The organism is Haloferax sulfurifontis ATCC BAA-897 (assembly GCF_000337835.1).
GTDB classification, from domain to species: Archaea; Halobacteriota; Halobacteria; order Halobacteriales; family Haloferacaceae; genus Haloferax; species Haloferax denitrificans.
This window is the reverse complement of record NZ_AOLM01000012.1, coordinates 145,383-166,858: the sequence shown is the minus strand read 5'-3', so window position 1 is coordinate 166,858 and position 21,476 is coordinate 145,383. Positions and strand designations below refer to the sequence as shown.

The window sequence follows — 21,476 nt, the reverse complement described above, 5'->3', positions numbered from 1 at the left end:
TCGAAGCGCCCGCGCGACAAGTAGGTGCGCGGCCCGCGCTGGAACCCGAGTGGCGGGTCCGCTTATTCGGCGTCGGTCGCCGACGACTCGGCCTCGCGGGCGAGTCGCTCGTAGGCGGCCCACGAGGGGTCCACGTCGGGGTGTTCGATGCGCTCGCCGTCGACGACGACGCCCTCGCCCGCGACGACGGTGCCGGCGACGCCGACGGGGGTGCCGCGGGCGTCGAGCGCGGCGACCACGTCGTCCGTGACAGAGGGGTCCGTGGCGACGACGAGCGACCCGGCGGTGGTCGAGCGCCACGGGTCGATGCCGAGGTACTCGCAGGTCTCGCGGACGCCGGGGCGGAGCGGGACGCTCGACTCGTCGATTTCGAGCTGGACGCCCGCGCTCTCGGCGATTTCGTTGAGCGCGCCGTGGACGCCGCACTCGGTGGCGTCGTGCATGGCGTGGACGCCGCGGCCGCCGGCGGCCGAGACGGTCATCGCGTCGCGGACGGCGTCGGTCTCGTCGAGTCGGGCCTGCGCGGCGGCGAGGACGTCGGCGTCGAGGTCGGCGAAGGCGTCCGGGAACAGCGTCGTCAGGAGGCCGGTCGCCTCGACGCCCGGTCCCTTCGTCACGAGCACGTCGTCGCCGGGTCGCGCGCCGTCCGGGCGGACCACGTCGTCGTGGTCGCCGACGGCGAGCGCGGTCGCGCCGCCGACCCACGGGTACGAACAGCCGGCGTAACGGGCGGTGTGTCCGGTGACGATGCTCACGCCGAGGTCGTCGGCCTCGTCGTGCATCGCTTCCCAGAGTTCGGCGAACTGGTCGTCGGTCATCTCGGGCGGGAGCGTAAAGGAGACGGCGAGATGCGAGGGGTCCAGCCCCGAGACGGCGATGTCCGAGAGGACGATGTCGATGGCGAACCGGCCGGCGCGCTCGAAGCCGAGCGCGGGGAGCACGGAGACGGGGTCAGTCGCGATGGCGACGGCGGTGCCGCCGATGTCGAGGAGGCCGAAGTCGACGCCGTGGGTCGGGCCGAGCGCCACGTCGTCGCGGGCCGCGCCCAACCGCGGGTAGATGTACTCGTCGAAGAACTCGCGGTCGACCTTTCCGAGGTCGGTCATACGCGACCTGCGGGGGCCGCGAGTAAGAACGTACTCATCCGCCGCCGGCGGGGCCGACTCGGTCGCGTTTGAGGCCCGTTCGTCGTCGCGGTCGCTCGCCGGTCGAAAGGCGGGACGGTCCCCCGTCCCTGCTCATGAAGAGACGCGGAGACGGTTCGAAGGGGCATGGAAAGTCCCACCACCGGACTGCCCGCGTCGCTTCAACCTGAACGCCGGACGTACAAGAACCTCGCTAAGTTCCCTCGATGGACCTATATAGCTCCACGAAGGCGGCGGAGAATACTGCCGCTTCGGGGAAACCGGCCGCCGACAGTCAGACCGGTCGGTGGCCCGCCTCGTCGGGGGTGTTGTTCGGCGTCCGCCACGCGTCGTCGAGGTGTTCGACGACCGCGCGGGCGACGGCGACCGGCTCCTCGTGGTGGACCCAGTGGGTCGCCTCGTCGAACGTCCTGAGGTGGCCGTCCTCGCAGAACGCGAGACTCTCGCGCGCCATCTTCGGCCGGAGGAACCTGTCTTTGCTCCCCCAGACGACGAGCGTCGGCGGTTCGACCGTCTCGGCGCGGGGACGCGGTCGCTCGCGGACGACCGCGCGGTACCAGTCCACCATCGAGCCGTAGGCCCCGGGCACCGACCACGCGGCGCGGTAGCAGTCGAGATCGGTCGCCGAGAACGTGCCGGGGAGCGCGGAGCCGGTCAGCGCCCGCTCTAGGACGGCCCAGTCGCGGACGGGGGCGACGAGTTCGGGGAGCTTCGGAAGCTGGAAGAACAGGACGTACCAGCTCCGGAGCTGTTGGGCCGGGTCGCGGCGGAGGTGGCGGGCGAACACCGCGGGATGCGGGAGGTTCATCGCGGTGACAGAGCGCACCCGGTCCGGGTGGTGGAGCGCGGTCCACCACGCCACCGCGCCGCCCCAGTCGTGGCCGACGACGTGGGCCTTCTCGCGGCCGAGCGCGTCCGCGACGCCGACCACGTCGCCGGCGAGTTCGTCGATGCTGTACCACTCGACGCCCGCGGGGCGGTCGCTCAGGTTGTAGCCGCGCTGGTCGAGCGCGACGACCCGATAGCCCGCCTCGGAAAGCGGACGGAGGTAGTCCGCCCACGCGTACCAACACTCCGGGAATCCGTGGAGGAGGACGACGAGTTCGCCGTCTTCCGGCCCGGCTTCGACCGCGTGGAGCGTGACCTCGCCCACCTCGATGCGACGGCTCGTCGCCTCGACGGACAGCTCCACGTCGTCGCGCGACAGCCCCGATTGCTTCGCCATACCCCTCGCTACGGCGGCGAGGGACAAATGTGCCGCGGCGACGCGCGGCCGTCGTCTGCGAGAAACGAGTCGGTCCTGCGGGGCGGTAGAGCGGGGCGATGAGCGGCGGTGCGGAGCGAGGCGACTCGGCGCGGAGCGGGCTACCCGAACAGGCGCTTTCTGATGCTCCGCGTGCGGCTCTGTTCGGCCATGAGCACCGAACACTCCACGTCGTCGACGACGTCCATGACGACGGTGCCGCTTACGAGCCGCGAGAGCAGGCCGCGCTCCGTCGCACCGACGACGAGGAGCGACGCGTCGGTCGCGTGGGACTCGATGCGATGGCCGTCTCGACGTCGCCGGTCTCGACGGTGAGCGTGGCGTCCCCGAGGCCGCGCTCGTCGGCCCACTCCCGGAGGAAGCGCTCTCCTTCGGCCGCGTCGTCGGCGACGTGGAGGAGTTCGACCTCGGCGTCGCAGAACTCCCGGAGGACCGAGGCGATGGACGCCGAGAGGTCGGAGTCCGGGCCGCCGGCGGTCGGGACGAGCACGTGCGAGGGGTCGAAGCCGCGGTCCTTCAGCACCAACACGTCGTAGGGGAGCGCGTGGGTTATCTCCTCGAACGCGCTCTCGGCGCGGCCGGGCGACCCGTGGCTGTCGGGGCCCCAGCCCATGACGACGAGGTCGGCGTTGTAGGTCTCCGCCGCGTCGAACACCTCCTCGAACGACCGGTGGGAGAGGACGGTGTGGGTCTCGATGTCCACGTCGAGTTCGTCGGCGTCGGCGCGGGCCTGTTCGAGCAGGCGGTCGGCCTCGTCGAAGTCGTACTCCTCGCGGGCCGATTCGAGGGCGGTCTGGTCCGGCACCTTCACGATGTGGACGCCGACGAGCGTCCCGTCGTTGGCCTTGGCGACCGACCCGGCCAGCGACACGAGGTCGCGCTCGCTTTCGGGGTTCGCAAGCGGGACCATGACGCGGTAGCCGCCGTCGGGTTGGACCGACGTGGCGGCCGAGACCGCGGCGTCGGGCAGTTGCTCCGACTGCTGGAGCAGGTACTTCCCGAGGATGCCCTGCTTGGTCGCCTTCGTGCGGGCGTAGGCCGCGTACCACAGCATGGCGAACGCGACGAAGCCGACCGCGAGGAGGACGATGCTGTCGGCGAAGAAGGCGATGAGCGCGAACAACGTAATCGCCCCGAGGACGGGAGTGATGGGGTACAGCGGGACTCGGAAGTCCGGCTGGTAGTCCTCGGGGTCGGACACGCGCATCACGACGAGCGAGACGTTGAGCAGTCCGTAGATGATGAGGTGGAGGACGCTTCCGGCGTTCGCGAGGGTGCTGACGTCGGCCAGCAGGATAAACAGGAGGATGAACCCGCCGGTGATGGCGATAGAGCGGTACGGCGTGCCGAACCGCGGGTGAATCTCGTTGAGCTCCTCGGAGACGATTCGGTCGCGCCCCATGGCGAAGTTGATGCGCGAGGAGGCGAGAATCGAGGCGTTCGCGGACGAGGCCGTCGCGAGGAGCCCGCCGAACAGCATCGCGCCCGCGCCGACCGGCCCGATGAGGAGCCGGGCGACGTCGACGACGGCGGTCTCGTTGCCGGCGACGAGGCTGTTGTCCACCGCGGCCAGCACGGTCAGGAGAACGAGCGCGTACACCAGCGTCACGATGACGACACTGCCGAGGACGGCCCGCGGGAGGTTCTTGCCGGGGTTCTTAATCTCCTCGGCGACGGAGGTTATCTGCACGAACCCGAGGTACGAGACGAAGATGAGGCCGGTCACGGGCAGGAGCGGCGACATGCCCTTGTCCGGCGGGACGAACGGGCGGAGTTTGGCGAGGTCCGCGTTCAGGAGTCCGAAGACCGTGAACACGGCGAGAATGGCCAGCAGAATGAGCACGATGGCGTTCTGTAGCTTCCCCGTCTCCTTCGCGCCGACGTAGTTGACAAATACGAAGAGGAGGCCGCCCGCGAGGGCGACGAGCTTCACGGCGGAAACCGTGACACCGCCGAGGACGAGGCTCGGGACGGGGAGGAACGTCACCACGTACTGACCGAAGCCGGTCATGTAGAACGCGGAGGCGAACGCGAGCCCCATCCAGTTGCCCCACCCGGCGACGCTCCCGAACAGCGGCCCGAGCGCGTGGTTGATGTAGTAGTACGCGCCGCCGGACTTCGGCATCGCGGTGCCCAGTTCGCTGGCTGATGCGGCGGTCAAGAGCGCGATAACGCCGCCGAGGACGAACGCGGCGGCCGAGAGCGGCCCGGCCTCCTGGACCGCGGCGCCGGGGAGCACGAAGATTCCCGCGCCGATCATTGTCCCGATACCGATTGTCAACGCCGCGAGCGGGCCGAGGTCCTTGGCGAGTTCCTCGTAGGTCATGTTTCACCCCCGGCATCGCCGTCGTCGTCCGCTCCGGCCGGCAAAACGACCACGGGCCGGTCGCTGTGCCGGACCAGTTGGTCGCGGACCGCGCCCGAAAACAGGTCCCACCACGAGCGACCGCCGCGCGGGGTGAAGACGATTGCCGTCGCGTCGGCGTCTTCGGCGGCGTCGAGGATGGCGTCGCCGACATCGGTCGCAAACCGGAGGTCGGTGTGGAGGTCGATGCCGGCGTCGTCCGCGGCGCGGCGGGCGACGTCGAACAGTTCGTCCGCGACCTCCTCGCGCTGTTCGACGCCCGCTTTGTCCGGGGCACCGCCCGCCTTCTCGATGACGTGAACGACGGAAGCCCGACCGCCGGCCGCGGCGATGCGCGGGAACGCGGCGGCGCAGGTGAGTTCGGCGTCGTCCGCGTTCGCGAGCGGGAGGAGAGGACGCGAGAACAGCGGCTCGACGTGTTCAGTCATCTCTCGAACCCGCGAGAGTGGAGTGAGAGGGGCGATTCCACCCGGCGGAACGGGATTGTGCCGGGGCACCGATGCCCGATTCACAACGTGACCGTCGGGAATTCATGTGCCGGGATTGTGCGCCAACCGGTTTAGAAGTTCGCAAACCGGGGGACAGTGTCGAGCGATTCGGTCCCGGCCGGACGGAGCCCTCAGACGGCGGTGACCCACGCCCGGTACGCGTCGTCGCGGCCGTAGACCGCCTGAAACACGCGGTCCGCGAAGCCGGCGAGACGGTTGGCGTCCGAACGGGCGGTGATGCGGACGTTCGTCCCCTCGGCCTCCTCGGGGCTCTCCAACTGGTCGATGCGGAACTCGGGGAACTCCGAGAGGAGCGTCTTGAGGCGGTCGAGTTCCCCTTCGGTCACGTCCATGTTGAACGTCTGGTCGGCGAACTGAATCCACGGGCCGGGGCCCTCGCCGTCGATGTCGTCGAGGCGCTCGGCCTCGATGGTGAGAAAGGCACTGCCGCGGTCGCGGTGCGCCGACACGGCGTCGGCGAAGAGCTTCCGGCGCTCGCGGGGGGTGTCGGCCTCGAATCGAGTCATGTGGACGGATACAGCCGCGCGGTACAAAAGCGACCCGCGTCGATGCGGCGGGGGGCGGCCGCTGGACGACCGCCGGAGCGCGCCCGCACGTCAGAACAGCACGAGGACCGCGGCGAGCGCGAGCGCGCTGACGGTCAGCAGTTGCACGCCGAGGACGGCGAGCGGGGCCGTCCCCGTCCGCCGCATCGCGTCGAGTCGGACGTCGAGGCCGAGGCCGACGAACGCGAGCGCGAACAGGGCGTCGCTGGTGGTGCCGACGGTCGCGAGCGTCGCGTCCGAGAGCAGGCCGAGGTTGGCGACGGCGGCGACGGCGACGAAGCCGACGAGGAACCGCGGGACGCCGTCGAAGACGGCGCGCAGGCCGGTCGCGGCCTCCTCGGCCCGACCGGCGTAGCGGACCGCGTAGGCGACGGCGACGAAGCCGAGCATGGAGTTGCGCGCGAGTTTGGTGACGGTCGCCCAGCGACCCGCCACGTCGGAGTGGGCGAAGCCGGCCGCGGTGACGGGGCCGGTGCTGAACATGCTCAGACCGGCCCAGATGCCGAACTGGCGGCCGGACAGCGGGAGCAGGTCGCCGGCGATGGGGAACACCGCGAGCGTGAGCGCGTCGAACAGGAGGACCGCGGCGACGACGTGGGCGAGCGACTCGCCGTCGGCGTCGATGGTGCCGGCGATGGCGGTGGTCGCGGAGACGCCGCAGACGCTCGCGCCCGCCGCGAGGAGCGACCCGGTCTTGTCGGCGAGGCCGAACACGCGCCCGGCGACGGCCTCGACGAGGAGGACGCCCGCGGCGACGGTGACGACGACGAGCGCGACGAGCACGGGGCCGGAGGCGACGAGTTCGTCGACGGCGATGCGAGCGCCGAGCAGGACGATACCCGTTTCGAGGAGGAGTTTCTGCGTGTCGACGCCGGGGCGCGCCCAGTCGGGGACGCCGACCGTGTTGGCGACGGCGGCCCCGAAGAAGACGCCGAGCAGGAGTGCGTTGACGCCGGGGACGACCCCGGCGACGAGGGTGGCCGCCGCCGCGAGAGCGACGAGGAGGCCGACGCCGGGGGCGAGTCGCGCGAGTCGACCGACGCCGGCGTCCGTGGCGTCCGTGGCGTCCGTGTCTGCCCCGGCGCTCACGGCCCGAGCGCCGCGAGGACGGTCACGACGACGAGTCCGAGGGCGGTCGCGCGCCAGCCGCGTTCGAGCGTACACCACAATCCGTACGCGCGCTCGACGGCGGTCGCGCCGAGCGCGTCGCGCATGAGGGACGAATCGCGCATCTGTCAGTGCCACGCGGGCCGCCCCGTTGAACGTGTCGCTTCCGTCTGTGAAACCGGCAACAAAACCCTCGAATACCGCGGTGGGACGGCCGAACGAGCTGTAGGCCGACAAACAAGGAGCAACATTTTCTTGTTCCTCTGACCGTCGCCGTCGCAGAACTCAGTACGTATCTTCAACACTATATGCTCTCGCTGGATGGGATCAGATATGGGAAAGCGCATCCTCCTGCTCGGAGCGCCGGGCGCAGGTAAGGGCACACAGTCGAAGCGACTCGCCGAGACCTACGGCGTCGAACACGTCACCACCGGCGACGCACTGCGCGCGAACAAGGACATGGAGACCGAGTACGGGACGCCCCGTTCGTTCATGGAGAAGGGCGAACTCGTCCCCGACGCGGTCGTCAACGAAATCGTCGAGGCCGCGCTGGCGGACGCCGACGGCTACGTCCTCGACGGCTACCCGCGGAACCTCTCGCAGGCGGAGTACCTCACCGAAATCACCGACCTCGACGCGGTCATCTACCTGAAAGTCGCCGAGTCAGAACTCGTCGAGCGCCTCACCGGCCGCCGCGTCTGCGACGACTGCGGCACGAACTTCCACGTGAAGTTCAACCAGCCAGAAGAGGAGGGCGTCTGCGACGACTGCGGCGGCGAACTCGTCCAGCGCGACGACGACACCGAAGAGACCGTCCGCGAGCGCCTGTCGGTGTTCGAGGAGAACACCGAACCGGTCATCGAGCACTACCGCGACGAGGGCGTCCTCGTCGAAGTCGACGGCGAACAGACCCCCGACGAGGTCTTCGAGGACATCCGGTCCGTCGTCGACGACGCGTAAGCGGGGGTTCGACGCGCGAACCGCCTCATCGACGCAGTTCGACGCGACGTTTTTCACCGACGGAACGGGAGCGCCAGCGTCGCCGCCGGCGCGCTCGCTGTCGTCCGCAGAGTAAAACCTTGATAACAGCCGGTTGCTAATGAGCCGGTAATGGCACGAATCGAATCTCGGGTGCGCGACCTCGTCGGCTCCGACGCCGACATGCGCGCCGCCGTCGAGACCGTCCTCGACCGGGCGGACGACGGAGAAGTCGAGTGGGCCGACGTTCGCGACGAGCTCACGAGCGGCCAGTGGGGTCGCCTCATCGAGAAGGGTATCCTCGTCGACGGCGACGAAGGGTTCCGGCTCGCCGACGTGGGTGAGACCCGCGCCGGCCTCGAAGACGACACGTCCGGCTCCGGCGGGTCGTCGTCCTCGTCGACCGACATCGACACCGGCGACTCCTCGTGGTCGAAGTACGACAAGGGCGCGGCCGTCGTCACGGTCGGCCTGTTCCTCGGCTACTCCGTCTCCGAGGTCCGCAACCTCATCGGCGGCGTGATGGACGTGGCGCTCGGCCCGCTCGCCGAGATGCTCCCGTTCTACGCCGTCGTGATGGTCCTCGCGCTCGCGACCGGCCTCTACTCCACGCTCCTGCAGGCGAACCTCATGGACATGGAGAAGATGGGCATGTATCAAGAGCGGATGAAGGACATCCAACAGCGGCAGAAGGACGCCAAGGAGCGCGGCGACGACGCGGAGCTCGAAAAGATTCAAGAAGAGCAGATGGAGGCGATGGGCGACCAGATGGGCATGTTCAAAGAGCAGTTCCGCCCGATGGTCTGGATTATGTTCCTCACCATCCCGGTGTTCCTCTGGATGTACTGGGCCATCGGCGTCGGTGGGAACGCCCAGCCGCACATCATCACCGGGAACATCGTGCTCCCGCTCGTCGGCACCGCCGAGTGGACGCAGGGCGTTCTCGGCCCCATGCAGGCGTGGATTGTCTGGTACTTCCTCTGCTCGATGGGCTTCACCCAGATCATCCGCAAGTCGCTCAACATCGACATGTCGCCGTCGGCGTCGTAAGCCGGTTCGGGCGACTCGAAACAACCCGGTTTCTCTCTCCGTTTCCGACACTCGCCAGCCGCGCGCCAGCCGCGGGACGCCACCTCGTTGCGCCGCCGCGAGCTGTCCGCCCTACCCCGTGCGAAGCCTCCGCAGGGGCCGTCGGCAACGATAACACCTTTTAGCCGACCGCCCACAGCATGGATATGTTACTGACCGTCTCCGGACCACCGGGCAGCGGAAAGAGTACGACCGCCGCCGCCCTCGCCGAGGCGTTCGACCTCGAACACATAAGCGGCGGGGACATCTTCCGCGAGCTCGCCGCCGAGCGCGACATGACCGCCGTCGAGTTCAACAAGCTCGCCGAGGAAGACGACCAGATCGACCGCGACCTCGACCGCCGCCTCCGCGATATCGCGCTCGACCGCGACGACGTGCTCCTCGAATCCCGACTCGCCGGCTGGCTCGCGGGCGACGCCGCCGACCTCCGCTTCTGGCTCGACGCCCCGGTGGACGTCCGCGCCGAGCGCATCGCCGACCGCGAGGACAAAGCGCCCGACATCGCCCGCGAGGAGACCACGACCCGCGAGGCGAGCGAGGCCAAGCGGTACGACGCGTACTACGACATCGACATCACGGACCTCTCTATCTACGATATCGCGCTCAACACCGCCCGCTGGGGCCCCGACGAGGTGACGGCCGTCTGCATCGCCGCGGTCGACTCCTACGACCCCGAGGCCGACGAGGGCAAATACCCGGTCGAAGGCGTCCGCTACGACTTCTGACCATGCTCCGAGACCCGCCCGAACACCGGAGCGTCGACGACCTGCTCTCGTTCGGCGTCGTCAACCTCGACAAGCCGCCGGGGCCGTCGGCCCACCAGGTCACCGGCTGGGTCCGCGACATGGCCGACGTCGACCGCGCCGCCCACTCGGGAACGCTCGACCCGAAGGTGACCGGCTGTCTGCCGACCCTCCTCGGCGACGCGACCCGCATGGCGCAGGTGTTCCTCGAAGGCTCCAAGGAGTACGTCTCCGTGCTCGAACTCCACGGGCCCGCCCCCGCCGACATCGACTCGACCGTCGCCGAGTTCGAATCGAAGCTCTACCAGAAGCCCCCGCGGAAATCCGCCGTCTCGCGCCGGCTCCGCGTCCGCGAAATCTACGACCTCGACCTCCTCGAAGTGAAAGACAGACAGGCGCTCCTGCGCATCCGCTGTGAATCGGGCACGTACGTCCGAAAGCTGTGTCACGACCTCGGCCTCGCACTCGGGACCGGCGGCCACATGGGCCACCTCCGCCGGACCGCGACCGACCCCTTCGACGACGCCGACCTCGTGACGCTCCACGACCTCAAAGACGCCCTCGCGTTCGCCGCTGAGGGCGACGAGTCGTGGCTCCGCGACGTGGTCTCGCCCGCCGAACGGGCCCTGTCGCACCTCCCGTCGGTCACGATTGCCAACAGCGCCGCCCGCGAAGTCGCCAACGGCGCGCCCGTCTACGCCCCCGGCGTCTTCGACGTCGACGCCGACGCCGCTCGCGGCGACCTCGTCGCCTGCTTCACCGACGACGGCTCCGCGGTCTGTCTGGGCGAACTCGTCGGCGACGCCGACGCCGACTCGGGGACGGTCGTCTCGCTGGAAGCCGTGTTGGTCTGAAGCGCGACGCTACTTTCTCCGGCGCTTTTGCTCCGCGTCCGCGAGCGTCTCCGCCTGCTCGTTGACCGAGGCGACCTCTCGCTTCGCGTCCGACTTGTCGAGGTCGTAGACGTAGCGCCACGACGCCAACGGGTAGCCGTGCGACTCCTCGGGGTGGTCCGCGGCCGGTTCGGACTCGCTCCCGCGGCGAATCGACCACCACCGGACGGCCGCGACGCCCAGCGCGAGGAGAACGAGGAGCATCGCGACGAACGGGAGCAGTCCGAGCGGGAGGCTCTGGAGGAACGTGAACATGGATTGTCATTACTTTCGAGGCGACAAAAGCGTATTCGCGGCGCAACGCCGAGGGGTCGAGAGCGTTCGAACCGCGGGACGACGATGCGATTCCGTGCCACGACAGACTCTCGCGTCGCCGCGACGAAACGAAGGGCTTAACCGCGAGACACGCATCGCTTTGAATGCACCCCGGGACCGTGGGGTAGTGGTATCCTCTGCCGATGGGGTCGGTAGGACCTGAGTTCGACTCTCAGCGGTCCCACTCCACCTTTTTACTTCGTCGACTGTCGCTCTCCGAGCGACAGTCTCCTCGCAAAAATCTGGACCAAAAATGTCCCGTGAGGGCTCGCTTCGCTCGCCTCGCGGTGCAGTAACCAAACGGCGACGGACAAAAATCTCGTGGTGACTCCGAGCTTGACACTATGTGACCTCCTGCTACACCCAGCAACAACTGCAAAAACCGGCCGAAAACCGCTATTCAGGTCGAGACGGCATCGCAGGTCCAGCCGGGGTCGGTGCCCGTCCGCCGGATGAGGTCCGCGCGGCACGCCGGACAGTAGTCGGGGACCGTCGTTTCGCCCCGCGGGACATAGACGCCACCGCCGCATTCCACGCACGCATCGGCGACGACTGTGGTGCAGTCCGCACACAGGTTGAAGTCGTCAACCGTGAGGTCGCGCAGCACTTCGAGCTTTTTGTCCAGGATGTACTCGTCGATAACCGCCTGACAACTGTGGCACGGCTTCATAGCGATACAGCGTGTCAATTGAGACCGTGCCACATATACCTGTCGTCGGAGGAGTCTCTTGTCGCGGAATCTCAGTCGGAGGAGACCATCGCCGGAGACGGAAACGGTCACGTATACGCGAGAGAAGAGCTAGCGCGCCCGATGCGAACGTGATTCACAGAATACGTAAGTGACTCGGCGACGAGTTAGTATTTGCTGCTGTCAGAGGCACATCGGGGTGGCAAACGGAATCAGCCGCCCTCCACACCACCCATTCTCCCGCGTCTACTGGTCCGAGTAACGGCTCCGAAGGCCGACGTTTAGCTCCCTGCGCCCGCGTCGGCGGAGTCTCCGTACATCTCGGCGAGCATCGCGTCCGCCGCCCGGTGGACGCCCACGAGCACGACCACGCTCGCCACGATAGTCGCGACCGACAGCGGCGTCGAGAGCAGGCCGAGCGAGACGATGAGCGTCGTCGCGCACGCCGGCGGGTGGACCGCGTCGAGTTCGACCATGGCCCAGCTCGTCGCGGCGACCGAAACCGCCCCGCTCGTGACGAGTCGGAGCGTGTCCGGCGACGCGGCCGGAAGCGACGAACCGAGCGTCAGGCCGGGGGCGACGAGCGCGTAGGCCGCGAAGCCGACGACGGCACCGACGGCGTGGCCGCCGACGATGCGAGTCGAACGGGCGCGCGCGCCGCGCCGCCGAAACGCCAGTACGAACGCCGTGGGGCCGAGGCTCGGAAAGACGAACGGCTCGCCGGTGGCCCACGCGATACCGCCGAGCGCGGCGACGAGCAGGCCGGCGGAGAGCCCCGTTTCGAGGCCGCGCCGAGACATGCGACACGCTCTGTCGGCGTCGCGTGAAAACGCTGTCTGATTCGAGTGAAGCGAGAGGAGACCGCGAGGTCGGCGGGAGGTGAGCCTAAATCCAGCCCTCTTGGGCGAGCAGTTCGCCGTTGAGGACGGAGGCGCCGGCCGCGCCGCGAATCGTGTTGTGCGCGAGGCAGTTGTACTTCACGCCGTGGTCGGTCGACTGGATGCCGCCGGCCGAAATCTGCATCCCGTCGCCGCGGTCGCGGTCGAGACGGGGCTGTGGGCGGAACTCGTCCTCGAAGACGTGGATGAGCTGTTCGGGCGCGCTCGGGAGGTCGACGCCGGGGTACTCGCGCATCGCGGCGGCGACGTCCTCGGGGGAGGCGTCGTCGGCGAGGTCGGCGAAGACGCTTTCGAGGTGGCCGTCGAGCGTCGGGATGCGGTTACACGAGGCGTTGACCTCCGCTCCGTGGAGTGCGACCTCCGCACCGTCGAACGAGCCCAGAAGCTTGCGGGACTCCGTCTCCATCTTCTCGTCTTCGCCGCCGATGTGCGGGATGGCGTTGTCGATAATCTTCATCGAGGTGACGCCGTCGTAGCCCGCGCCGGAGACGGCTTGGAGGGTCGTGACGTCGACGCGTTCGAGGCCGAACTGGTCGAGCGCGGCGAGCGTCGGGACCATCGTGATGGTCGAGCAGTTCGGGTTCTTCACGAGCGCGCCGTCCCAGCCGCGCTGGTCGCGCTGGACCTCGATGAGGTCGAGGTGCTCCGGATTGATCTCCGGAATCGTGAGCGGCACGTCGGAGGCCATGCGGTCGTTCGAGGAGTTCGACGAGACGACGTAGCCCGCCTCGAGGAACTCGGGTTCGACCTCGGCGGCGACCGACGACGGGAGCGACGAAAACAGGAGGTCGATGTCGTCGGGCACGTCCGCGGGGTCGGTGCTGCCGACTTCCATCGCGGCCACGTCGTCCGGGATGGGCGTGTTGACGCGCCACTTCGCGGCCTCGTCGTATCGCTTGCCCGCGCTCGACTCGCTCGCGGTCAGCGCCGCGAGTTCGAACGTCGGGTGGTCGTCGAGGAGTTGGATGAATCGCTGTCCGACTGCGCCGGTTGCACCGAGGATGCCGACTCGTACTGCCATTACCCGTGTCGTAGTGTGGCACACGCATAAGGCCGTTTGGATTTGAACCAGTATTCGCGGCGTATAGTGCCAGAGAAGTGTAATCTCGGCCGTTCCTTCACGGTCGAACACACAAATCGTCGTCTGTCGAAGCGGTCACCGACGTGCGTTGGTAAAACCGATAGAATAACGTGCGGTTCCCTGAAAGACTACCGCAAATGTTCAGCAAGGTTCTCGTCGCCAACCGAGGCGAGATCGCGGTGCGCGTCATGCGCGCCTGCGAGGAGTTAGGAGTCCGGACCGTCGCCGTCTACAGCGAGGCGGACAAACACGGCGGGCACGTGCGGTACGCCGACGAGGCGTACAACATCGGTCCCGCCCGCGCGGCCGATTCCTACCTCGACCACGAGTCGGTCATCGAGGCCGCGCGGAAGGCCGACGCCGACGCCATCCACCCCGGCTACGGCTTCCTCGCTGAGAACGCCGCGTTCGCCCGGAAGGTCGAGGCGTCCGAGTTCAAATGGGTCGGCCCGTCGGCCGACGCCATGGAGCGCCTCGGGGAGAAGACGAAGGCCCGCGCGCTCATGCAGGACGCCGACGTGCCGGTCGTCCCCGGCACGACCGAGCCCGCCGACTCCGCCGACGACGTGAAGGCCGTCGCCGACGAGTTCGGCTACCCGGTCGCCATCAAGGCCGAAGGTGGCGGCGGCGGCCGCGGCCTGAAGGTCGTCCACTCCGAGGACGAGGTCGACGAGCAGTTCGAGACGGCCAAGCGCGAGGGCGAGGCGTACTTCGACAACGCCTCCGTCTACGTCGAGAAGTACCTCGAAGCGCCGCGCCACATCGAGGTGCAGATTCTCGCCGACGAGCACGGTAACGTCCGCCACCTCGGCGAGCGCGACTGCTCGCTCCAGCGCCGCCACCAGAAGGTCATCGAGGAGGCCCCGTCGCCGGCGCTGTCCGACGACCTCCGCGAGCGCATCGGCGAGGCCGCCCGTCGCGGCGTCCGGGCCGCCGACTACACCAACGCCGGCACCGTGGAGTTCCTCGTCGAGGACGGCGAGTTCTACTTCATGGAGGTCAACACGCGCATTCAGGTCGAACACACCGTCACCGAGGAAGTGACGGGCCTCGACGTGGTGAAGTGGCAACTGCGCGTCGCCGCCGGCGAGGAACTCGACTTCTCGCAAGAGGACGTGGACATCGAGGGCCACTCGATGGAGTTCCGCATCAACGCCGAAGCCCCCGAAAAGGAGTTCGCGCCCGCGACGGGCACGCTCGCGACGTACGACCCGCCGGGCGGCATCGGCGTCCGCATGGACGACGCCGTGCGTCAGGGCGACGAGATCGGCGGCGACTACGACTCGATGATTGCCAAGCTCATCGTCACCGCCTCGAACCGCGAGGAGGTCCTCGCCCGCGCCGAGCGCGCGCTCGCCGAGTTCGACATCGAGGGGCTTCGCACGGTCATCCCGTTCCATCGCCTCATGCTCACCGACGAGGCGTTCCGCGAGGGGAGCCACACGACGAAGTACCTCGACGAGGTGCTCGACCCCGACCGCATCCAGGCCGCCGTCGAGCGCTGGTCGCCCGAGGCCGTCGCCGACGATGACGACGACGACGAGGTCACGGAACGCACCTTCACCGTCGAGGTCAACGGCAAGCGCTTCGAGGTCAGCCTCGAAGAGCGCGGCGCGCCCGCCATCCCGGTCGGCAACGCCTCGGCGGGCGGTTCCAACTCGTCCGGCCCACGCAAGCGCCGGGACGACGGCGACGACGACTCCCAGCAGATTATCGAGGGCGACGGCGAGTCCATCACCGCCGAGATGCAGGGGACCATCCTCTCGGTCGAAGTCGAGGAGGGCGACGAGGTCGAACCCGGCGACACCGTCTGCATCCTCGAAGCCATGAAGATGGAAAACGACGTGGTCGCCGAGCGCGGCGGCACCGTCTCGCAGGTCCTCGTCGCCGAGGGCGACAGCGTCGACATGGGCGACGTGTTGCTCGTCCTCGAATAGGCCCGAGGCCTCGGACCCGACGCTCGAACCGCGAACCTCTTTTCCCGTGCGCCGGTACCGACCTCCATGAGCGACACGCGACGCGCCCTCCTCGACGCACTCGCCGCGGGTCCCGTCTCCGGGCCCGAGCTCGCCGACCGACTGGGCGTCTCCCGCGCCGCCGTCTGGAAACACGTCGAATCGCTCCGCGACGAGGGGTTCGGCGTCGAGAGCTCCGACGACGGCTACGTCGTCACCGACGTGCCGGAGTACGGCGGCCCGGCAATCGAGTACGGCCTCGACGCCGACTACGACGTGGAGTTCCACGAGACGCTCGACTCCTCGAACGACCGCGCCCGCGAACTCGCCGCCGAGGGCGCGAGCGACGTGGTCGTCGTCGCCCGCGAGCAGACCGCCAGCCGGGGCCGGAAACGTCGGGAGTGGTCCGCGCCGGACGGCGGCGTCTGGCTGAGCCTGCTCGTCCGCCCGGACGAACCGCCGGCGTACGCCCCGCTGTACACGCTGGCGATGGCCGTCGCCGTCTGCGACGCGGCGCGCGAGGCCGGGGTGGACGCGAGCATCAAATGGCCGAACGACGTTATCGTGAGCGAAGCGAACGATAACCCGTCGGGCGCGAAAGCGTCCGACGGAGTTGCCACGAGCGAAGCGAGTGGCAGTTCGTCTGCGAACGCAGACGGTATTTCCGCGAGCGAAGCGAGCGGAGGTTCACCGGCTCACGCCGGTGACCGTTCGAACGACCCCGACACGCCCGCCGACCGCGGCTACCGAAAGCTCTGCGGCGTCCTCACCGAGATGGAAGGCGAGGCCGACCGCGTCTCGTGGCTCGTCATCGGTCCCGGTGTCAACGTCAACCTCGACCCCGCGGACCTCCCCGAGGGCGCGACGAGCGTCGCCGCGGAAGCGGGCCCCGTCGAACGCCGCGTGTTCGTCCAGCGGGTGCTCGAACGCTTCGACGAACTGCGCGGCGACCTCGACGCGGTCCTCCCGGCGTGGCGCGAGCGGGCGGACACGCTCGGAAGGCGGGTCCGCGTCCACACCGCGAGCGGCGTCATCGAGGGCGAGGCAGTCGATATCGAACACCCCGGCACGCTCGTCGTCCGGACCGACGAGGGAGAAAAACGAGTCCACGCCGGCGACTGCGAGCACCTGCGCCCGGCCGACGGCGGGCGCTAAATCCGCGACCGAACCCGCGCACCGCTGTTTCTGCCGTTCGCCGTTCCGCTACTCTCCGCCGTCGGCGGTCGCCGTCGAGTCGGCGGCGGCGTCAGCCTCCGCGGGAGAATCCGCGGGCGACTCCGGCGCGGCCTCGCCCGGCACCTCGACGGCGTGCTCGTCGGCGTCGTCGCCGCCGCCCTCGATGCGGACGGTCAGGACGGGGACTTTCGACGCGCGGACGACCTTTTCTGCGACCGACCCGAGGAGGAGCCGGTCGATGCCGCCGCGGCCGTGGGTCCCCATCACGATGAGGTCGCACTCGCCGCGCTCGGCGAACTCGACGATTTCGCGGCTCGGGGTCCCTTCGAGGACGTGCGTCTCGGCGGGGACGCCCTGCGAGTCGGCCGCGCGCTCGACTTGGTCGAGCGCCGACTCGGCGTCGGCGCGCAACATGTCGTCGAGCCCCTCCCACGACGATTCCATCGGGAGCCCCGCGAAGCTCCCCGCGTTCACCACGTACACCCCGTGGAGTTCCGCATCGTGGACGGCCGCTAACGCCGCCGCGTGGACCGCGACGCGCTCGGAGCCGGCGGAGCCGTCGATGGGAACGATGATTCGGTCGTACAACACCATGACACTTGATAACATATTCTCGGGGTCGGTAATAACCCTTTGCTACGGGAGGAGTACTGCGAGAATAGGTCTGCCCCGTACGCGCTCTGCGGCCCGTCGGGTGCAGATTCCGGAAGCGGGGGGTCGTCCGAACTCAGAGGTACACGTCTTTCACGTCCGCCTGTCCGGCCCGGCGGACGACGGCGCGGACCACGTCCTCGACGCCCGCGAGGTTGTCCGTGTCGCCGTCGAGGACCAGAAGCTTGGCGTCGCGGCCCTCCTCGACGAGGCCGTAGTTCAGCCCGGCGATTTCGGCCCCGTTGACGGTCGCCATGCGGAGGACTTCGGCGGCCGACACGTCCGCCAGCTTGGAGGTGAACTCCATCTCGCGGAACATCGAGGGGCTGTTGAGCATCACGTTGTCCGTGCCGAGCGCGACGGTGGTGCGGTCGACCAGTTCGCGAATCGGCGCGACGCCCGCGTCGGTGACGAGGTTCGACCGCGGGCAGATGACGACGGGTATCTCGCTGTCCTCGACGCGTTCGAGGTGGAGCGCCTCGGGGTGGACCATGTGGACGAGGAAGTCCGGTTCGAGGTCCAACGCGGCGTTGATGTCGTGGGCGTCGCGCTCGCCCGCGTGGATGCCGAACAGCTTTCCGGCGGCCGCCGTCGCGTTTCGGAGCGCGCCGAACTCGCCGTCCCGCGCGCCCGACGCGCCGAAGCCGTCGGCGATTTCCATCGCGTCCGCCGTCTCGCGGCCGAAGACGACCGCCTCGATGTCGCGGCCGTCGAGCGCCCGCCGGATGACGTCGACGCCCTCGACGCCTCCCTCGCGGAACTCCAGACACGCCGCCGTCCCGCCGGCCTCCATCATCCGGAGCGACCGGTGCATCGCGGCGGCTTTCTCCTCGGTGCTGGCCGCGCGGAGCAGTCGGTGTTTCAGCCCGTCCGGCGGCGCGACGAGGTCGTCGAGCGACAGCCCCTCGCCGGCCTCCTTGGCGATGGAGTCGCCGAGGTGGGTGTGGGCGTTGACGAACGCAGGCAGGATGATATCCGTCGAATCGGTCGCTGTCTCCTCGATTGCGGTTATCGTGCCCTCTTCGACGACGACCCGCCCCTCGACCGGGTCGAAGTCGCGGCCGCGGAGTATCGTACCCTCGAGTTGCATCGCTCTCGACTGCGTCTCGGCGGTGCTTGAACCTCCCGTCTCGGGACGGCGGCTACTCGAACTCGTCGAGCGTCGCGTTGAGACCGCTTCTGACCTCGGCGACGAGCGCGCCGTCCACGTCGAGGCCGAGCACGTCGGCGGCCGCGCGGCCGACCCGCTCTGTCTCCTCGCGCGGGGCGTAGACCCCGAGTCGCCACTGCTGTTCCTGTGCGGTCCGGAGCGCCTGCACGAGCGGCGACTCCCGCTCTAACTGCCGCATCTCGCCGTTGACCATCACCCGCGACGACGACTCGGTCATCGACGGGCGCGAGGGCACGTCGAGGATGACGGACTCGGGCGACACGTCGGCGGCGTCGGCGATGTCCCGCTCGAACGCCGCGAGCGCGTCGTGTTCGGCGTCGATAATCGAGTCGGGGACGTTCGGCAACTCCGCCCAGACCGCGCGCTTGTAGAGGTCGCGGGTGGCCAGTCGCTCGGCGAACCCCCTCGTCGAGTCGGTGAGGCGGAGCGCGACGAGCAGGTCGGGGTCGTCCATCCGGCGGAGCTCCTCGGCGTCGATGTCGGGTTCGTCGAGCAGTCGCTCCGACGCGCGCCGGAGCATCGCCTTCGAGATGCGCGCGACGTGGTGCTGGTAGACGGTCGGGTTCATGAGCGCGCGGGCGAGAAGGAGCGATTCGGCGGTCTGGACGTTCCCCTCCGCGAGGACCAACTCGCCGTCGACGAACGTCAGTTCCCGAATCAGGCGCTCGTGGTCGATGGTGCCGTAGGGGACGCCGGTGTGGTGGGCGTCGCGCACGAGGTAATCCATCCGGTCCACGTCCAACTCACCGGAGACGAGTTGGCCGAACTCGCCGTCGCCCTCGACCAAGGCGGCCACGCGCTCGGGGTCCAAGCCCTCGGCTTCTAGCGTCTCGCCGACGGTCCCGCGAGCGACGAGTTCCTCCACGTCGTCGTGGTACTTGCCGGTGTGGCGGTGGGTCACGTCCTCGATGTTGTGGCTGTAAGGGCCGTGGCCCACGTCGTGGAGGAGCGCCGCGGCCTCGACGTGGGCGGCGGCGTCGCCCTCGATGCCGAGATGCGAGAGGGCGCGAGAGGCGAGGTGGTAGACGCCGAGGCTGTGCTCGAACCGCGTGTGGTTCGCCGAGGGGTAGACCAGCTGGACGGTTCCCAACTGCTTGATGTGCCGGAGGCGCTGCATCTCCGGCGTATCGAGGAGGGCTTCGGCCGCGCCCTCGACCTCGATGTGGTCGTGGACGCTGTCCTTGATGGTCGTCATGGTGGGTGAGTCGGCCGCCATCGGTGAAAAAGGGTCGGACGGCCGTGTCTCGCCGACTCTCCGCGCGCTTCAGACGGGGGTCGTCACGCGAACCGGGAGCCCGAGCACGTCCACGGCGGCCGCGGCCACCTCGTCGCGGACCGCCTCGGGCGCGTAGACGCCGAGTCGCCACTGCGTCCGCTCAGTCGACCGGAGCGCGCCCACGAGTTCGGAGGCGTCTTCGAGCCGTCGGACGACGCCGTTGACGACGACGCGCGACCGGGACTCCTTGATTCGCGGCCGCGACGGCGCGTCCACGATGACCGATTCGGGCGACACGTCGGCGGCGTCGGCGACCTCCCGCTCGGCCGTCCGCGTCGCCTCGTAGTCGAGTTCGACCACGTCGGTCGGCACGGCGTCGATGGGGGCCCAGACGGCGCGCTTGTAGAGGTCGCGGCGCTCGATTCGGCGGCCGAGGTCGGGCACGCGCTCGCCGAGCGCGACGAGCAGGTCGTGGTCGGCCATGCGGACGAACTCCTCGATTGGCACGCCGCCGTCGACGAGGCGCTCGGAGGCGCGTTCGAGCATCGCGCCCGCGATGCGGGAGACGTGGTGGCGGTAGACGGTCGCGTTCATCAGCGCCCGGGCGAGAAGCAGTGATTCGGCGGTCTGGACGTTCCCCTCGGCCAACACGAGTTCGCCGTCTCGGTACCGGAGTTCGCGGACGAGGCGGCCGTGGTCGATGGTTCCGTAGGGGACGCCGGTGTGGTGGGCGTCGCGGACGAGGTAATCCATCCGGTCAACGTCCAACTCGCCCGAGACCAACTGCCCGAGGCCGCCCGCGCCGTCGACCATGTCGGCGACGCGGTCCGGGTCGAGACCGTGGTCGGTCAGGACCGCGCCGACCGCGGTCCCGTCGAGCAGGTGGTGAATCTCGTCGTGGTCGCGGCCGGTGCGCCGGCGGATGAGGTCCTCGGTCTGGTGGCCGTAGGGGCCGTGGCCGACGTCGTGGAGGAGCGCGGCGGCGCGGACGTGGGCGGCGCGGTCGCCGTCGACGCCGAGATGCGAGAGGGCTCGGGAGGCGAGGTGGTAGACGCCGAGGCTGTGTTCGAACCGCGTGTGGCTCGCGGAGGGGTAGACGAGCCGGACCGTCGAGAGCTGTTTGATGTGTCGAAGCCGCTGGAACGCGGGCGTGTCGACCAGTTCGGCGGCCACGGGGTCGAGGGAGATGTAGTCGTGGACGCTGTCCTTGACGGCGGTCATGGCGGGTGTAACACGAGAGGAGTCAAATAGCCGAGCATTCGCGCCGTCGCAGGGGCGCGATAGGCGGGGTGACTCCTGTTCGGCCGCCCACAAACCGTTTCACTCGGGAGCAACGAGACGCCGACATGAGCCTCCGCTCGGCACTCGGAAACGCCATCGGCTACGCCCTCGTCGGCTTCGCGTGTCTCTCCGTGGTCTTCGCGGGGTACTGGGCCGCGATGAGCGCCCTGACCGGCGTGACCGCCGCGCGCGCGATGTTCGTCATGTCCGGCCTCGGTGCGGCCGTGACGACCGGCTTCTCGGGCTACTTCGTCAGGAAGGCGGTCGCCGGACAGGTGATGCCGTCGGAGTTCGACGTGTCGGTAGCCTATCGCGGCGGGCCCTGACGAGGGCGTCGTGGGGCTCCACGACTTATCGACATCCACCGACGACCGGCCGGCGTCTCCGGTGAAGGAACTTTCAAAC

At 69.0% G+C, this 21,476-nt stretch carries 21 protein-coding genes, 1 tRNA gene and 1 pseudogene; 8 read left to right on the top strand and 15 right to left on the bottom strand.

What is annotated here, in order from left to right:
- Positions 1–62: 62 nt before the first annotated feature.
- The 7 genes and pseudogenes from C441_RS07870 to C441_RS19885 all read right to left on the bottom strand — a co-directional run bounded on the left by C441_RS07870 (position 63) and on the right by C441_RS19885 (position 7,060).
- On the bottom strand, positions 63–1,106 hold the full coding sequence (locus C441_RS07870; RefSeq protein WP_007274636.1) for a HypE family hydrogenase expression/formation protein: 1,044 nt from the start codon (positions 1,104–1,106) through the stop codon (positions 63–65).
- 313 nt (positions 1,107–1,419) lie between these two features.
- Positions 1,420–2,370, bottom strand: a complete 951-nt coding sequence (locus C441_RS07865; protein ID WP_007274635.1) for an alpha/beta fold hydrolase — start codon at positions 2,368–2,370, stop codon at positions 1,420–1,422.
- Positions 2,371–2,510: 140 nt separating this feature from the next.
- Positions 2,511–4,735 (bottom strand): annotated as a pseudogene (locus C441_RS07860) (amino acid permease).
- On the bottom strand, positions 4,732–5,202 hold the full coding sequence (locus C441_RS07855; protein ID WP_007274633.1) for a universal stress protein: 471 nt from the start codon (positions 5,200–5,202) through the stop codon (positions 4,732–4,734). Before C441_RS07855 ends, C441_RS07860 begins: the two are co-directional and overlap by 4 nt.
- A gap of 191 nt (positions 5,203–5,393) precedes the next feature.
- A complete protein-coding gene (locus tag C441_RS07850) occupies positions 5,394–5,789 on the bottom strand; it encodes a hypothetical protein (protein ID WP_007274632.1) in 396 nt (131 codons plus the stop codon).
- Positions 5,790–5,879: 90 nt separating this feature from the next.
- Positions 5,880–6,917 (bottom strand): YeiH family protein, encoded by a 1,038-nt coding sequence (locus C441_RS07845; RefSeq protein WP_007274631.1) that lies wholly within the window; start codon positions 6,915–6,917, stop codon positions 5,880–5,882.
- Positions 6,914–7,060, bottom strand: a complete 147-nt coding sequence (locus C441_RS19885; RefSeq protein WP_160166870.1) for a hypothetical protein — start codon at positions 7,058–7,060, stop codon at positions 6,914–6,916. The genes C441_RS07845 and C441_RS19885 overlap by 4 nt, the downstream gene beginning before the upstream one ends.
- A gap of 208 nt (positions 7,061–7,268) precedes the next feature.
- Here C441_RS19885 and C441_RS07840 point away from each other — a divergent pair, with 208 nt between their 5' ends.
- The 4 genes from C441_RS07840 to C441_RS07825 all read left to right on the top strand — a co-directional run bounded on the left by C441_RS07840 (position 7,269) and on the right by C441_RS07825 (position 10,599).
- Positions 7,269–7,895 (top strand): adenylate kinase, encoded by a 627-nt coding sequence (locus tag C441_RS07840; protein ID WP_007274630.1) that lies wholly within the window; start codon positions 7,269–7,271, stop codon positions 7,893–7,895.
- 150 nt (positions 7,896–8,045) lie between these two features.
- Positions 8,046–8,963 (top strand): DUF106 domain-containing protein, encoded by a 918-nt coding sequence (locus C441_RS07835; protein WP_007274629.1) that lies wholly within the window; start codon positions 8,046–8,048, stop codon positions 8,961–8,963.
- Between the two features lie 185 nt (positions 8,964–9,148).
- Positions 9,149–9,727, top strand: a complete 579-nt coding sequence (gene cmk / locus C441_RS07830) for a (d)CMP kinase (protein ID WP_004969859.1) — start codon at positions 9,149–9,151, stop codon at positions 9,725–9,727.
- A 2-nt stretch (positions 9,728–9,729) separates the two neighbouring features.
- Positions 9,730–10,599, top strand: a complete 870-nt coding sequence (locus C441_RS07825) for an RNA-guided pseudouridylation complex pseudouridine synthase subunit Cbf5 (RefSeq protein WP_007274628.1) — start codon at positions 9,730–9,732, stop codon at positions 10,597–10,599.
- A 9-nt stretch (positions 10,600–10,608) separates the two neighbouring features.
- On the opposite strand, the gene C441_RS07820 is transcribed toward C441_RS07825, so the two are convergent.
- Positions 10,609–10,893 carry a hypothetical protein gene (locus C441_RS07820; RefSeq protein ID WP_007274627.1) on the bottom strand — a complete coding sequence of 95 codons (285 nt, stop codon included), beginning with the start codon at positions 10,891–10,893 and terminating at the stop codon, positions 10,609–10,611.
- A gap of 173 nt (positions 10,894–11,066) precedes the next feature.
- Here C441_RS07820 and C441_RS07815 point away from each other — a divergent pair.
- Positions 11,067–11,137 (top strand) — tRNA-Pro (locus tag C441_RS07815).
- A gap of 216 nt (positions 11,138–11,353) precedes the next feature.
- Here C441_RS07815 and C441_RS07810 read toward each other — a convergent pair.
- The 3 genes from C441_RS07810 to asd all read right to left on the bottom strand — a co-directional run bounded on the left by C441_RS07810 (position 11,354) and on the right by asd (position 13,561).
- Entirely contained in the window at positions 11,354–11,623 is a 270-nt protein-coding gene (locus tag C441_RS07810) for a DUF7571 family protein (RefSeq protein ID WP_007274626.1), read from the bottom strand.
- Between the two features lie 299 nt (positions 11,624–11,922).
- A complete protein-coding gene (locus C441_RS07805) occupies positions 11,923–12,441 on the bottom strand; it encodes an HPP family protein (protein ID WP_007274625.1) in 519 nt (172 codons plus the stop codon).
- An 85-nt stretch (positions 12,442–12,526) separates the two neighbouring features.
- A complete protein-coding gene (gene asd / locus C441_RS07800) occupies positions 12,527–13,561 on the bottom strand; it encodes an aspartate-semialdehyde dehydrogenase (protein WP_007274624.1) in 1,035 nt (344 codons plus the stop codon).
- A gap of 197 nt (positions 13,562–13,758) precedes the next feature.
- Between asd and pccA the strand changes: the two genes are divergently transcribed.
- Together pccA and C441_RS07790 are read left to right on the top strand one after the other, a co-directional pair.
- Positions 13,759–15,558, top strand: a complete 1,800-nt coding sequence (pccA, locus tag C441_RS07795) for a propionyl-CoA carboxylase biotin carboxylase/biotin-carboxyl carrier subunit (RefSeq protein ID WP_007274623.1) — start codon at positions 13,759–13,761, stop codon at positions 15,556–15,558.
- 66 nt (positions 15,559–15,624) lie between these two features.
- On the top strand, positions 15,625–16,731 hold the full coding sequence (locus C441_RS07790; RefSeq protein ID WP_007274622.1) for a bifunctional biotin--[acetyl-CoA-carboxylase] synthetase/biotin operon repressor: 1,107 nt from the start codon (positions 15,625–15,627) through the stop codon (positions 16,729–16,731).
- A 48-nt stretch (positions 16,732–16,779) separates the two neighbouring features.
- Here the strand turns inward: C441_RS07790 and C441_RS07785 are convergent, their stop codons facing one another.
- From C441_RS07785 to C441_RS07770, 4 genes are all read right to left on the bottom strand, one after another.
- Positions 16,780–17,346, bottom strand: a complete 567-nt coding sequence (locus tag C441_RS07785; protein ID WP_007274621.1) for a universal stress protein — start codon at positions 17,344–17,346, stop codon at positions 16,780–16,782.
- A gap of 133 nt (positions 17,347–17,479) precedes the next feature.
- A complete protein-coding gene (locus C441_RS07780; RefSeq protein ID WP_007274620.1) occupies positions 17,480–18,493 on the bottom strand; it encodes an amidohydrolase family protein in 1,014 nt (337 codons plus the stop codon).
- Between the two features lie 52 nt (positions 18,494–18,545).
- Entirely contained in the window at positions 18,546–19,769 is a 1,224-nt protein-coding gene (locus tag C441_RS07775; protein ID WP_007274619.1) for an HD domain-containing protein, read from the bottom strand.
- Positions 19,770–19,838: 69 nt separating this feature from the next.
- Positions 19,839–21,011 (bottom strand): HD domain-containing protein, encoded by a 1,173-nt coding sequence (locus tag C441_RS07770; protein ID WP_007274618.1) that lies wholly within the window; start codon positions 21,009–21,011, stop codon positions 19,839–19,841.
- Positions 21,012–21,136: 125 nt separating this feature from the next.
- Between C441_RS07770 and C441_RS07765 the strand changes: the two genes are divergently transcribed.
- Positions 21,137–21,397 (top strand): hypothetical protein, encoded by a 261-nt coding sequence (locus C441_RS07765; protein WP_007274617.1) that lies wholly within the window; start codon positions 21,137–21,139, stop codon positions 21,395–21,397.
- Positions 21,398–21,476: the final 79 nt, after the last annotated feature.